We start from the raw sequence: 13,668 nt of genomic DNA, 5'->3' as shown, positions 1-13,668 counted from the left end.
ATATAACTTTACAACAATTTAAGCCCCTTTATTTTGGGGCTTAAATTGTAGAAAGGTAAATGATACCGATGAAAATCAATAAAAAATCTTTTAAAGAAAATATGACAGGATACTTGTTTATTGGACCTCAAATATTACTTTTTTTAGTATTTTTAGTTTACCCTATCATTGAAGGGATTCGTTTAAGTTTATTTAAGATTAACTATCAGAATGAAATATTTGTTGGGTTTGAAAACTATCGAAAATTATTTAGTGATCCTGTTTTCGTGCAATCTACAATCAACACCATTATTTTTGTTGTTTTCATTGTGGCATTAACAGTAATTTTCGCTCTGTTTGTTGCCTCTACTGTTTTTGATAAAAATGCAAAATATGTGTCCTTCATACAAGGAGCATATTATATTCCGGTAATGGTTTCGATGGTTGTTATGAGTATGATTTGGAGTTTTTTGCTAAATCCAGCAAATGGACTTATACCATTTTTAGCGAGAAAAATGGAAACCTCAGTCAATTTTTTAGGGGATACACATTGGGTACTGCCTGTAATTATTTTCGTAACCTTTGCGACAAATGTAGGGCAGGCAATCATTCTTTATATTGCCTCAATGATTGGAGTGCAAAAGGAACTTTTTGAAGCAGCAGAAGTCGATGGTGCAAGCCGAATGAAAATAATATTTAAGATTATTATCCCAATGGTAAAACCAACAACGATTTACATTATTATTATGAACATTATTGCTGTACTCAAAATATTTGTCGTAATACAGCTATTAACAGGTGGGGGTCCAAACAACGCCTCTACGACACTTATGTATTACTTATATAATAATGCATTTAAGTATAATCAGCTTGGTATTGCTTCTGCAGTAGGTGTAATTATGTTCCTCATTACATTAGTGTTATCTACTCCGCAGCTAAGAGCTATGTTTAAGAAGGATTAGAGGTGAATGAGTATGTTAAGAAATAAGAACAAGAGGAAAAGAGAAAAAATAGAAATTATAACAAACTGCATTGTTATATTTTTCGCTGTTTTAAGTCTTTTCCCATTATATTGGCTTGTGACGAGTTCTTTAAAGAACAGTGCTGATGTTGTGAAGATGCCACCAGATTGGTTTCCTAAAAGCTTAAACTTTAGTAACTATGTGGATGTGTTTAATAATCAGCCTGCTCTAACGTGGACGTATAATAGTTTATTTGTAGCGCTGATGTCTACATTTGCATTAATTGTTGTTAGTTCCCTTGCGGCTTATGCATTTTCACAGCTGAAATTTAAAGGGAAAAATGTTATTTTCATTATTTTTATTTCAAGTTTAATGATTCCAAAAGAAGTTATGATTGTTCCACTGTTTAGAATTATTCAAGACTTAAATATGGTAAATACGTTAAGTGGTATGATTTGGCCTAATGTAGCAACAGCATTTGGCGTTTTTTTACTAAAAGGATTTTTTGATACAATTCCTGATTCATTAAGAGAAGCCGCAAAAATCGATGGTGCCAGCGAATTTCGTATATTTTATAAAATCATGCTGCCACTAGTTAAACCGGGTATTGGTGCGTTATTTATTCTTAATTTTGTTCAGGTTTGGAATGATTACTTATGGCAACTCGTTGTAGGCCAAGATGTTAACTCAAAAACACTAATGGTAGGTATTGCAACTTTAATGCAAGACTTAAATCCAAACTTTGCTTATAAGATGGCGGGTGCTACTGTAGCAGCAATTCCTATGCTACTAATATTTATTTTCTTCCAGAAGTATTTTACAAAAGGAATTACGATTGGGGCAGATAAGTAATATGATTATCCATGGAGATGTATGCAAATGAATAAAAAACAGAAAGTTTTTGAAAATATTAAAAGACAACTGATTGTTTCATGTCAGGCACTTCCAGAAGAACCTCTACACAGCTCTTTTATTATGGGGAAAATGGCTTATGCAGCGATGCTTGGAGGGGCTAAGGGAATTAGAGCAAATAGTATTGAAGATATTAGAGAAATAAAGAGTATGGTTGACCTACCCATTATTGGCATTATTAAAAAGTCATCTGACGAATCGGATGTGTGTATTACACCGACTGCTAAAGAGGTCGAATTGCTTTACAAGGAGGGGGTAGATATTATCGCTCTTGATGCCACAAAAAGACTTAGACCTGACGGCACTACAATAAGTGAAATATTCCCTGAAATTAGACAGAAGTATAAAGATCAGATTTTTATGGCGGATTGCTCTACTTATGAAGAGGCTAAAGAGGCGTATGAATTAGGGTTTGATTGCTTAGGTACAACATTGAGCGGTTATACAGAATATACAAATGATAAAAAATTACCCGATTTAGAGTTGATTAAAAGACTAATCCAAAGTTTCCCTATTCCTGTCATTGCTGAAGGCGGCATTTGGACTCCCGACGAACTAAAGCGCGTTTTTGATCTCGGCGTTCATACAGCAGTTGTTGGTACTGCTATTACAAGACCGATGGAAATTACTAAAAGATTTGTTAGTGCGATTCAATCAGTATAAAGTAAATTAGAGATAGTCAGGCTAAAGGGATGATTGAAGTGAAGATATTAGCAGCTGATATTGGCGGTACATCGATAAAAGTTGGCATGTCTGATGAAAATGGGCAAATAGAAGTATTTAAAGAATATGATACAGAAAGTAAAAAAGGTGGAAAGTATTTAGTTGAAAAACTAATTAAGATAATAAATGAGTATCAGGGCTTTCATGCAATAGGTATTAGCACAGCAGGACAGGTAAATAGTACAGATGGATCTATAATTTATGCTAATGATAATATTCCAAATTATACTGGTACTCAACTAAAGGCTATCCTTGAAAAACAATTTAAAGTTCCTGTTAAAGTTGAAAATGATGTCAACGCAGCTGCATTAGGAGAAAAGTATTTTGGTGCTGCAAAGAACTATAAAGATTTTCTTTGTATAACATATGGTACGGGTATTGGGGGTGCCATAATAATAGACTCTAAAATATATAAAGGTCATAATGGATTGGCAGCAGAATTTGGGCATGTTATTACCCATCCATTCGGTGAAAATTGTAACTGTGGTAAGAATGGATGCTATGAATCGTATGCATCTACAACCTCTTTAATAAAAAGAGCACAGGAAGTAAACGCTGACTTTATAAATGGTAGAGTCATTTTCGAAAGAATGCTTCAAGGAGATAAAAGTTTAGAAAAAGTTCTTCAAGATTGGATTTTAGAAGTAGCATTTGGGTTAGCTTCCTTCATTCACATTTTTAATCCACAAGCGATTATTATAGGTGGTGGTGTAATGGAGCAAGAAAATCTCGTCAACAATATAGCGGATAAAGTTAAATTGTTAACGATGGAGAGTTTCTCGGATGTAAAAATCATGAAAGCCTCACTTGGAAATAAAGCTGGCATTCTTGGCGCAGTATCACTTCATTTAAGAGGCGATTAATAGAAGGAGTACTATTATGGGAAATCAAGATATATTTTCACTTATTCATTCGAGATACAACTCATTTACTAACACGGAAAAAAAGGTAGCAGATTATATTCTCGAAAATATAAAAGATGTCATTTACATGTCAATTACTGATTTAGCTGACGAATGTAACGTAGGCGAGTCAAGTGTGTTTCGATTCTGTAAAACGATGGATCTTAAAGGGTATCAAGAGTTTAAAATTATGCTTGCACATAGCATTACGCTAGATAATGAAACCCCGCAACTTTCCAGTGCGATTACGATGCAGGATACGATTGCAGAATTATCGTCAAAGGTTTTATCGTCCAATGTTCATGCGCTGACTGAAACCTATAATCTACTATCGGAAAGCGATATTGCGCACGCTGTCGAGTGCATGATAAATGCTCAAAGAATACACTTTTTCGGCGTAGGTTCTTCCTTAATGACAGCAATGGAAGCAAAAAATAAATTTATGAGAATTACCAATAAAACTGAGTGCTCAGTGGATTCTCATCTTCAAATTATGTCTGCTGCTTTAATGACTGAGCAAGATGTAGCTGTTCTAATATCCTATTCAGGTTCAACGAAAGATACGATTGAAGTAGCAAAAGTAGCAAAAGAAAGAGGCGCAAAAATTATTTCGATAACGAGATTTGCAAAATCTCCTTTGACAAGTTTCGCAGATATTACACTGCTTTGTGGTGCAAATGAAGGCCCACTGCAAGGGGGCAGTTTATCTGCAAAAATATCACAGCTTTATCTTTTAGATTTACTTTATCTTGAATACTTCAAAAAAACGAACAAAGAATCTGTTCATAACAAAGAACTAACTGCTCAAGCAGTTATTGAAAAGATGTTTTAGAGGGAAACTTGAGGTTGCTGAAAGCTCGTAATATGTGGAATGGCTAAGCTAAATGAATTGAGAGGTAAGATAGAATGGATCAATCAATTGTTTTAATCAATGCAAAAATTTATGCAGAAAATCAGATTATTTCCGATGGATTTATTAAAATTGATGGAATGAAAATTCAAGAAACAGGCTGGATGACCAACTATAAAGCAGATGATCAATTCTATGTTATCGACTTACAAGGACAATCAGTAATACCTGGCATGATTGATATTCACACGCACGGGACGTCTGGGGCTGATGTAATGGATGCAGAAATAGCATCTTTTGAAACAATTGTCCGAGCATTACCACAGGAAGGTACTACAAGCTTTCTAGCAACTACTATGACCCAATCTGATGAGAATATTTCAAAAGCATTGAAAAATGCAGCGAGCTTTATAAAAAGTTATCAAAAACCAGGACAGTCTGAGGTGCTTGGCGTTCATCTTGAAGGGCCCTTTGTTAATCCTAGCATGGCAGGAGCACAACCAGTTGATTTTATCATCCAGCCGGAAATCCCACTTTTTGAAAAGTGGCAAGAACTTGCTGAAGGAACAATTAAACTGGTTACGTTGGCTCCTGAGCAAAAGGGCGGATTGGAATTCATTCGCTATCTTAAAGAAAATGAAATTGTCATTTCAATTGGTCATTCTGATGCGACATTTGCAGATGTAAAAAAGGCAATTGGGGCTGGCGCTACGCAAGTTACTCATTTGTTTAATCAGATGAAAGGATTGCATCATCGAGAGCCTGGTGTTGTGGGCGCTGCTTTGCTTCTTGAAGAATTATATGCAGAGTTAATTGTTGATGGCATTCATGTATGTCCATCAATGATTCAGTTAGCTTATCAAAACAAAAAAAGCGAGAAACTAATTTTAATTACAGATTCCATGCGGGCAAAATGCTTAAAAAATGGCAACTACGATTTAGGCGGTCAAAAGGTCATTGTGAAAGATGGAATGGCTGTATTAGAGAATGGCACATTAGCAGGCAGTGTTTTAAAACTAAGTGATGCGCTAAAAAATATGCTGAAATATTGTGATGACTGTACGCTCGAGGATGTTATTAAAATGACATCAACGAATCCTGCAAAACAGTTAAATTTAAGTGATCGAAAAGGAATTATTAAAGTTGGCATGGATGCAGATTTAGTTGTGTTAAACAATGATTATGATGTGCAGATGACTTTTTGCCGAGGGATTTTATCTTATCAAAAAGAAAGCCTGATGGAGGACTAGCATTATTTATCTTCTAATCGTTTTTAGCTATGAGCTTTAAAAGCTAGAGATAAATAATTGTATTGTAAATCTCTTTGTTAATATACCCTAGCAAACTATATATAGGGGAATAGACAAAGGGAACGATTAACAAAGAACGCGAAAACTTTCTTGAAATTAGTCATTTACATAGTTTTGAAAATTGGCGCGTTCTTAAACGAATTATTGATAAACTTGCTTTTGCGATTTCCAGCGCAGACTATATACCACTAAGGTTGTCAATTCTACCTCATTTCTCTTTTAGTTTTCCTTTAAAAAACAAAGTAAAGATTTTTTTAACAATTAAATATTCGGAATATTAAGAATTTCAATAAGGTGATCTAGAAATAAATGCAATCCCCAAAGGAGGTGATTGGAGATATTTTGTCATTATCTATAAAAAGAAATTTGATGTAATTTCCATATTAAGAGGAGGAGAAATTATGAAAAAATTTTTGGTAGCAGCTATGACATCAATGTTGGTTTTGAGCGTAGGTATTGGAAGTAAAGTAGAAGCTTCTAAAGGCGGAGATTCAGTGGAAAGAATAACATGGGAACATGCAGGAGAACTCGAGGCACAAAAAGGATTTGAAAAGAATATTGGGACAGCTGGCGTGTTATCTGGCTCATATAAAGATTATTTAATTGTAGGAGGCGGCGCGAATTTCCCTTATGATACAGTACTAAATGGAGGCGCAAAGCAACATTACTCAGATATATATGTTTATAAAAAAGAGAAAGATCAATTAACATTGGTGGAACATACGAATCTTAACCATGAAATTGGCTATGGATCTTCCGTAACGACAGAAAAAGGAATCTATTATATTGGTGGCAGTCCTGACAAAGAATATGCAGACGATATTACTTTACTAACGATTGATAAAAATAAAAAATTGAAAGTAGAAAAAGTAGGAGATCTTCCATTTACTATTAGTGATGGAATAGCTGCTGAGAAAGATGGAAAATTGTATATTGGGCTAGGTAAGCAAAATGCAAAAGAAAGCAATAAGTTATACGAGTACGATTTAAAAACATCCAAAACTAGAGAGCTAGCTTCAATACCAGGAGAAAGTGTTAGAAATCAAAGCGTAGCTCAAATATTAGATGGAAATCTCTATGTATTTAGTGGTGGAGGATCGATTGCTTATACAGATGGCTACAAATACAATATCGAGAAAAACCAATGGTCAAAAGTTTCTTCTGTAAAAGTAAATGGGAAAGAAATTTCTTTACTTGGCGCAAATTCGGTCAAATTAAATAAAAATGAAATGTTGGTAATCGGCGGCTTTAATAAAGCAGTATATGATAATGCTGTTAAAAATTTAGGATCATTAAAAGATGAAGAATTATTGGCATTTAGAACAAAATACTTTACTGCTGATCCTTATGAGTTTAATTGGAATAAAGATGTACTAATCTATAATGCGCAAAAGGATACTTGGCGCTCTGTAGGAAAAGTTCCATTTGATGCACCTTGTGGAGAGGGCTTAGTGTTAATGGATAAAAATATTTACTCTATTAATGGAGAAATTAAACCAGGCGTAAGAACGAACGCAATTTATGCAGGAACATTACTTACAAATTAAGGACATGATGCTATTTTAGCAAGAATAACTTGTCTATGTGGTGGGAAAGCACGATATGTAAGCCGCAAAAACCGCACATTAGTGAGGGTTGCGGCTTACGTTGTGCTCGCGGAAAGCGTCCGCACGTAGCGGAAATTAAACGAATTGTATGATTCACTCCCCGAGTTCCTTCATTTTATTATCTATATATATCTTCAATGATTTCACCTTCTACAAATGAAGGTATTTCTAACCCTAGTAAATCGTAAATCGTCGGTGCTATATCTAAATTAGATGTGGTTTTAATTTCTTTCCCTTTTGAAAATTCTGCTCCAGTCGCGATAAAAATAGGTCTAAGCATGCTTCTGTTTGCATCTCCTCCATGTGTCCCTAATTCAATCGGAGGCGTTATATTTTCTTCAATGTCGCTACCAATAACATAACCAGGTGCACCAATTAATACGACATCGCCTGCATTTTGATGTTCCAAAAGCGTTATATTTTCATTTTTCAATACACTTTCATAAGGATGGACTCTTGGTTCTAACAGATGGCTCCAAATATTTTTGACATGCTGTTGAACAGTAGCGAACGAATAATTGTCCGTTTGTATGGCAGACTTCATTTTTTTCATTTCATATCGAATCATTGCTCCTTTGTTATATGTGACTTCGACCTCTTTAAAAGCTTGGATGATTTGGTCACGGACATGATTATATTCTTCTTGAGGAACAATTCCGCCTTTTTCACGGTTTTGCAGGTTAATGTATACATTTGCTGCTGATCCACTTGGAATGGCGTATGCTTTTGATTGTGCATAATTAATTTTATTTTTATCGTGTGGATCGACCGCTAATAACCCTGCATCTTGCAGTACTTTGTTAGGTGAAAGAGTAGAATGGGCAGGTTCCATTCCGTGATCTGAGACGACAAATAAATAATCATTGTCTTTTAGGGAATTTAATGTTTCACCAACTACTTCGTCGGCTAATTGATACGACCACTCGATATAGCTCATATATTTTTTTGACTTTTCATCTGAATAGTCTGGCTGACGAGGGTCTATTAATAAATACTTATGTTGTTCATGATCAATATGCGGTGTATAAAACATTAGCAAATCAGGATTATATTGCTGTTTTACATAAAGCGAAACTTTTGTGACCCACATGATATGTCGTTTACTAATCTCCTCATATTCCTTTCTCGTAATCCATCCTTTCTCAAGGGCACTATCATCATCTTGTGCTGGATAAAATCCAAATTCCTTCTCAATATCTTCGGCAAATCCTTTAGGACCACTAATTCGACTAGAAGTTACAGCTGTACGGTATAACTTTACAGGACTGCTAAGATCTTCGTTATCTACTCGCATTTTGAACCAAAAACCCGCAGATTGATGATCTTTTATTTGGATTGGAAGCGACTCCCATTTGTTTCCTTTTACAATAGCGTCCTCCGAATCTACTTTTTTATCTTCAGATAATATAAACGTGTCATAGTTTTCAGTTTGATCATCCGTTGAGTCAATCGCCAAAATGTGGAGGAGACGATCTTTTTCATTTTTCATTTTAATGGAGAATTTCGCTTCCTTTAAAGGACTGAAGCTTTTAGGGGATTGAACCCATTCAGTAGTTTTCTTAAAGGTTAACGATTCCAACTTACTTGGAGACCAAGTTTCTCCAAAATATATTGAATAATCGCCTTGTTTATCCACTTTGGGATTAGCACCAGGAAAAGCGATGGTGGCCGTTGTTTTCCCTTGTTTTCGAGCTTCTACCCATAAAGGAGGTACTTCGATTTCTGCCTGAAAACCGCTTTCTTCATTATCTAAAGCTGTGTTTGGTTCATGAAAATGATTACTTACGATGCCAGTTTGTTTCGGTGTAGCCCCTGTTGCAATTGCTGCATGGGAAGGCGCAGTAAGAGAAGGGGTAATCGTAATAGGCTTTTCCGCAGTTACGCCATTTTCTAGCAGCTGCTTGATATGAGGTAGTTTATTCTCTTGCACATATTTTTTAGTATAGTCATTTTTCATTCCGTCAAACGAGATAAGGATGACCTTTCGATCCATTTCGTGATTTTCCTTTGCCTCTACTTCCTTCATCATGGTAAATAGGCAAAAATTAAGGATGATTAGGCCTACATACAAAAATTTTTTCATTTTCTTATCCTTTCTGACCGCTAGCTCTTCTTAAAAAAATTGGTTTGTCCAAAAAAGGCACAATAACAAAAAACAAAATGAAGCATGTCTGTTATATCAATATTTTTGACTATGAAAAGGAGCATCTAAAAGTCGGAAAATTGACTACAGAAATCGCTCCTTATAAACTCTAGCTGATTTTGTTTAATTCATTTATTAATAAATTACCCTTTTTTTCTATGTATGAAACTTTTCTGTAGTTACGTGCTGCCCCTAAGGAAACGAGGAGGGGGTAAAGAGGCGAGGACGTAAATTGTTCGTAGTGTAAAAGACTTACTAAAGTCAAAAGGATAAAAATTAGCAATTCGAAATGTGATGATGTTCATTTTAAAAAGCAGATAATTATAATATATGGACTATTTTGGAACTATTTGAATTTTGGGACGTATTAATAATAATAAATTAAACTTCTAAGAGGCTAAGGAGGAGGTTTTTATGAAAAAATGGTCACCTTATTTATGGAAATTATTTTGGGTTATAGGTTTATTTTTATTAACAATTATCAGTTATGAGATTAAAAATGAAATTAAAGTTATGTCAGATTCAACATTTAGTATAGCTCCTGTTTTTTGGACTAATTTTATTACTCTCTTTATGTGGGGTGTCTATTTATCACTTCTTTTTATAAAAAAATGGACCATTAATATAAATTTGCCTTTACTTATTTGCGTGTTCACTCCGTGTTTTCTCATTTCAATATTTCTGCCAATCGCTACAATTTTGCCATTAGCTTTACCTATAGGCGGTGTATGGTTTAGTAAAGTCATAAGTTCCTATTTCATTGAAATAGTTGCAGGTTTAACATTCATGCTAAGCATTTTTAATAATTTAAAAAGTGATCGTGAATCAAATAGTTTATGACAATATACATAACGATCTATAGTTGTGATTAATCTCTACTCTTCCAAATATCCAATTAAATACCTTTAATTATTTGAATATTCCTAATTTTAATTTAAACCTAGAAAACTAACAGGTAAAGTATATAATGAAAGGACAAAAAGGGGGAAGAAGAATGACTTTGTATTTTGATCATATCGTTCATCAAGTTCAATCACCGGAAAATATGAAAGTCTTTTTAAATAAACGTCATATCCATACGGTAAATGGTGGTCAGCACACAATGTGGGGAACGTATAACACATTAAGCTATTTTGGGTTAAGCTATATTGAACAAATAGCGGTTTATGATTATGCGCTATTTGAGGAAGCGGCGAAATTACCGTATTCCTTACATTATACTTTTAAACAGGACAATGAGCGCTATGGTTTTTCTAGAATTGCTTTACGCACTACAAAAATAGAAGAAGAGGCACAGCGTTTACGTGCGCTTGGCTTAGAAGTTTATGGACCAGATGCTTGTAGTCGAACACGACCAGATGGATCAGTTGTTGAATGGAAACTATTACATTTCGGGAAACAAGAGCAAGTAATCGATTTTCCATTTTTTATAGAATGGGCTGATGGGGATGAGGAGCGTTACGCACAATTAGAGGCAAGTGGCGCACTAAAAACAACACAAAATATTTCGATGGAGTCAGTACAGTTTTATGTCCAAGATGCGAGGGCAACGGCAAAGATATGGCAAGAAGTATTACAATTATCAGAGCCTGAAGTTCACTCGGAATTTGTTTCATTACATTTGCCTAATATTCGTTTAGATTTTTACGAAGAAGCTGCCGCAACAAAAATGATGCTTGGTCGAAAATGTGAAGGGCCGTTCGGTGTTACGTTGAGAGATACAGATCGGACGAAGGAAACTTTAATTTCTCCAGGAGCATTTTATTGGCTTAACCCATAGTTACAAAAAAACAAAGAAGGAGCTGTTCATCAAATGAACAGCTCCTTGTCGCTTATAATTTCACAACATTTGACGCTTGAGGACCACGATTGCCTTCCACTACATCAAATGAAACCTTCTGTCCTTCTTCAAGTGTACGGAAGCCTTCCTCTTGTATGCCCGTAAAATGTACAAATACATCTTCTCCATCATCACATTCAATAAAGCCATAACCTTTTTCGTTATTGAACCACTTTACGATTCCTTGTTGCATAAGCATTCGCCTCCAATGCGCTCGAATGTAAAATACTATCAATTAACACGTGGCATAATTGATAAAAAATGAAAAAATTGCATTTTCTCTTAGAACATACATGAATTGATTACAGTTGTCAATTGATTGTCGAAATATTGCGTAACTAACTGTGTTTTCTTTCTCAATAAAGTCTATAATGGAGTTATATAATATAGAAAGTAGGGTGCCAAATGACAACGAGAAATCATCCTTTATCAGATTTAGAAATCGCTAGTCAAGCGGTTATGAAGCCTATTATAGATATAGCAAAAGCGGCAGGTATTCCAGAAGATGCACTAGAACAATATGGCCGCTACAAGGCAAAAATAGATCCTATAAAAATTACAGCACAGGGCGAGGATGCGAAGGTCGTGTTAGTGACAGCGATAAGTCCAACTCCAGCTGGTGAAGGAAAATCAACAGTAACGGTTGGGTTGGCAGATGCACTTCATCAATTAAAGAAAAATGTAGTAGTCGCATTGCGTGAGCCTTCCCTTGGCCCGGTAATGGGTGTAAAAGGAGGCGCGACAGGTGGAGGATATGCTCAAGTTGTACCAATGGAAGATATAAACTTGCATTTCACTGGCGACTTGCATGCCATCACAACAGCTAACAATGCGTTATCAGCCTTTATAGATAATCATATCCACCAAGGTAATGCATTAAACATCGATCCTCGCCGAATCATTTGGAAACGTGTAATGGACTTAAATGACCGTGCATTAAGAAAAGTGGTTATCGGTCTTGGTGGTCCTGTACAAGGTATGCCACGTGAGGATGGCTTTGATATAACAGTAGCCTCTGAAATAATGGCCGTATTCTGTTTAGCAACAAGCATAGACGATTTACGCGAGCGTTTAGCAAGCATCGTCATCGGTTATACGTATAATCGTGAGCCAGTATTTGTGCGTGATTTACAAGTAGAAGGCGCACTAACTTTACTACTAAAAGATGCCTTTAAACCAAACTTAGTGCAAACACTTGAAGGGACACCTGCTATTATTCATGGCGGCCCATTTGCTAATATTGCACATGGCTGTAACTCGATTATGGCAACACAAACAGCACGTAAGCTTGCTGATATCGTCGTAACAGAAGCTGGCTTCGGTTCGGATTTAGGTGCTGAAAAGTTCATGAACATTAAAGCTCGTAAGGCAGGATTTAAACCAAGTGCAGTAGTCATTGTGGCAACAATTCGTGCATTGAAAATGCATGGCGGTGTCGCGAAAACAGCACTCGTTGGAGAAAACGTGCCTGCCCTATTACAAGGCATTGAAAACTTAGCGAAACATGTTGAGACGATTCGTACATTCGGTGTTGAACCAATCATCGCGTTAAACCGTTTTATTACAGACACAGAAGCAGAACTACAAGCAGTGCTTGACTGGTGTCAAGAAAATGATGTCCGCATTGCCCGTACAAATGTCTGGGAAGAGGGCGGCAAAGGCGGATTAGCCCTAGCTGAGCAAGTATTATCAGTCCTTGATGAAGAAAATAATTTCTCACCTTTATATGATGTAACAGAATCGATTGAAGAAAAAGTTCGTACAATCGTACAAAAGGTCTATGGCGGTAAAGATGTCCAATTTACAGACCAAGCGAAAAAGCAAATTGCCCAAATCGAAAAATTCGGCTGGGACGTTCTGCCGATTTGTATGGCGAAAACACAATACTCATTATCTGACCAACCGAGTTTACTAGGGCGTCCAGAAGGCTTCACCGTAACGATTCGTGAAGTGATTCCAAAGCTTGGTGCAGGCTTCTTAGTTTGTCTGACAGGTGATATTATGACAATGCCAGGTTTACCAAAGCAGCCAGCTGCTTTACGTATGGATGTCGATAGTGAAGGACATGCGGTAGGCTTGTTCTAAATAATATACAATATTAAAGGCTGCTCCTTTTTAGTCAGAAAGGGCAGCTTTTATATTTTAAAAAAAGATAAGGTAGATATCGTTTATGAATTATCTATCGCCGTACTTCTTCTATGTTCTCTGTTTAGGATATGTATTTTTATAATTATGTAGTTTAAGGCTCTGGTGTATAACCAGGGTTTTTTTGTTTTTATAACTAATAAAAGTGAATTTATGAAATGTAATATTTGGTTGCTTTTATAAATGAAAACCTAAAAATGGTAAGAACAAGCGGGTTTTTACCATAATTTAATTGTCAAATGAATTTTTATTTATAAAATACATTGAATTTTCTTTTTCTTTTAAATATAATTTA

General features: G+C 35.6%; 12 protein-coding genes. 10 read left to right on the top strand and 2 right to left on the bottom strand.

All coding sequences use genetic code 11. From position 1 onward, the window contains the following. Nucleotides 1–68: 68 nt before the first annotated feature. The 7 genes from NSQ74_RS17085 (at nt 69) to NSQ74_RS17055 (ending at nt 7,185) form a co-directional block, all read left to right on the top strand. Nucleotides 69–941 (top strand): carbohydrate ABC transporter permease, encoded by an 873-nt coding sequence (locus NSQ74_RS17085; protein WP_340824902.1) that lies wholly within the window; start codon nt 69–71, stop codon nt 939–941. 12 nt (nt 942–953) lie between these two features. Then, complete coding sequence (locus tag NSQ74_RS17080) at nt 954–1,793, top strand: carbohydrate ABC transporter permease (RefSeq protein WP_340824901.1); 840 nt, start codon at nt 954–956, stop codon at nt 1,791–1,793. 27 nt (nt 1,794–1,820) lie between these two features. Next, the gene (locus tag NSQ74_RS17075) at nt 1,821–2,516 is read left to right on the top strand and encodes an N-acetylmannosamine-6-phosphate 2-epimerase (RefSeq protein ID WP_340824900.1); all 696 of its coding nucleotides are present in this window, start codon (nt 1,821–1,823) and stop codon (nt 2,514–2,516) included. Nucleotides 2,517–2,545: 29 nt separating this feature from the next. Further along, nucleotides 2,546–3,439 carry an ROK family protein gene (locus tag NSQ74_RS17070; RefSeq protein WP_340824899.1) on the top strand — a complete coding sequence of 298 codons (894 nt, stop codon included), beginning with the start codon at nt 2,546–2,548 and terminating at the stop codon, nt 3,437–3,439. A 16-nt stretch (nt 3,440–3,455) separates the two neighbouring features. Further along, on the top strand, nt 3,456–4,310 hold the full coding sequence (locus NSQ74_RS17065) for a MurR/RpiR family transcriptional regulator (RefSeq protein WP_340824897.1): 855 nt from the start codon (nt 3,456–3,458) through the stop codon (nt 4,308–4,310). 74 nt (nt 4,311–4,384) lie between these two features. After that, the gene (gene nagA, locus NSQ74_RS17060; RefSeq protein WP_340824896.1) at nt 4,385–5,578 is read left to right on the top strand and encodes an N-acetylglucosamine-6-phosphate deacetylase; all 1,194 of its coding nucleotides are present in this window, start codon (nt 4,385–4,387) and stop codon (nt 5,576–5,578) included. Nucleotides 5,579–6,039: 461 nt separating this feature from the next. After that, complete coding sequence (locus NSQ74_RS17055; protein WP_340824895.1) at nt 6,040–7,185, top strand: cyclically-permuted mutarotase family protein; 1,146 nt, start codon at nt 6,040–6,042, stop codon at nt 7,183–7,185. 178 nt (nt 7,186–7,363) lie between these two features. Here the strand turns inward: NSQ74_RS17055 and NSQ74_RS17050 are convergent, their stop codons facing one another. Beyond that, nucleotides 7,364–9,328 (bottom strand): alkaline phosphatase family protein, encoded by a 1,965-nt coding sequence (locus tag NSQ74_RS17050; RefSeq protein ID WP_340824893.1) that lies wholly within the window; start codon nt 9,326–9,328, stop codon nt 7,364–7,366. 474 nt (nt 9,329–9,802) lie between these two features. Here NSQ74_RS17050 and NSQ74_RS17045 point away from each other — a divergent pair, with 474 nt between their 5' ends. Further along, the gene (locus NSQ74_RS17045) at nt 9,803–10,228 is read left to right on the top strand and encodes a hypothetical protein (protein WP_340824891.1); all 426 of its coding nucleotides are present in this window, start codon (nt 9,803–9,805) and stop codon (nt 10,226–10,228) included. A 154-nt stretch (nt 10,229–10,382) separates the two neighbouring features. Beyond that, nucleotides 10,383–11,168, top strand: coding sequence for a VOC family protein (locus NSQ74_RS17040; RefSeq protein ID WP_340824890.1), 786 nt, complete (start codon nt 10,383–10,385; stop codon nt 11,166–11,168). A 52-nt stretch (nt 11,169–11,220) separates the two neighbouring features. On the opposite strand, the gene NSQ74_RS17035 is transcribed toward NSQ74_RS17040, so the two are convergent. Further along, nucleotides 11,221–11,421 (bottom strand): cold-shock protein, encoded by a 201-nt coding sequence (locus tag NSQ74_RS17035; RefSeq protein WP_004269397.1) that lies wholly within the window; start codon nt 11,419–11,421, stop codon nt 11,221–11,223. Between the two features lie 212 nt (nt 11,422–11,633). Here NSQ74_RS17035 and NSQ74_RS17030 point away from each other — a divergent pair, with 212 nt between their 5' ends. Beyond that, on the top strand, nt 11,634–13,313 hold the full coding sequence (locus NSQ74_RS17030) for a formate--tetrahydrofolate ligase (protein ID WP_340824889.1): 1,680 nt from the start codon (nt 11,634–11,636) through the stop codon (nt 13,311–13,313). Nucleotides 13,314–13,668: the final 355 nt, after the last annotated feature.

The organism is Lysinibacillus sp. FSL W8-0992, from assembly GCF_038008685.1.
Taxonomy (GTDB): domain Bacteria; phylum Bacillota; class Bacilli; order Bacillales_A; family Planococcaceae; genus Lysinibacillus.
This window is presented reverse-complemented; position numbering and strand designations above follow the sequence as displayed.

What these genes read in the sequence shown, in the direction of transcription:
- NSQ74_RS17035 (WP_004269397.1), bottom strand. Translation starts at nt 11,421, where the DNA reads ATGCAACAAGGAATCGTAAAGTGGTTCAATAACGAAAAAGGTTATGGC.
- NSQ74_RS17080 (WP_340824901.1), top strand. Translation starts at nt 954, where the DNA reads ATGTTAAGAAATAAGAACAAGAGGAAAAGAGAAAAAATAGAAATTATA.
- NSQ74_RS17075 (WP_340824900.1), top strand. Translation starts at nt 1,821, where the DNA reads ATGAATAAAAAACAGAAAGTTTTTGAAAATATTAAAAGACAACTGATT.
- NSQ74_RS17070 (WP_340824899.1), top strand. Translation starts at nt 2,546, where the DNA reads ATGATTGAAGTGAAGATATTAGCAGCTGATATTGGCGGTACATCGATA.
- NSQ74_RS17050 (WP_340824893.1), bottom strand. Translation starts at nt 9,328, where the DNA reads ATGAAAAAATTTTTGTATGTAGGCCTAATCATCCTTAATTTTTGCCTA.
- NSQ74_RS17030 (WP_340824889.1), top strand. Translation starts at nt 11,634, where the DNA reads ATGACAACGAGAAATCATCCTTTATCAGATTTAGAAATCGCTAGTCAA.
- nagA (WP_340824896.1), top strand. Translation starts at nt 4,385, where the DNA reads ATGGATCAATCAATTGTTTTAATCAATGCAAAAATTTATGCAGAAAAT.
- NSQ74_RS17085 (WP_340824902.1), top strand. Translation starts at nt 69, where the DNA reads ATGAAAATCAATAAAAAATCTTTTAAAGAAAATATGACAGGATACTTG.
- NSQ74_RS17055 (WP_340824895.1), top strand. Translation starts at nt 6,040, where the DNA reads ATGAAAAAATTTTTGGTAGCAGCTATGACATCAATGTTGGTTTTGAGC.
- NSQ74_RS17065 (WP_340824897.1), top strand. Translation starts at nt 3,456, where the DNA reads ATGGGAAATCAAGATATATTTTCACTTATTCATTCGAGATACAACTCA.
- NSQ74_RS17045 (WP_340824891.1), top strand. Translation starts at nt 9,803, where the DNA reads ATGAAAAAATGGTCACCTTATTTATGGAAATTATTTTGGGTTATAGGT.
- NSQ74_RS17040 (WP_340824890.1), top strand. Translation starts at nt 10,383, where the DNA reads ATGACTTTGTATTTTGATCATATCGTTCATCAAGTTCAATCACCGGAA.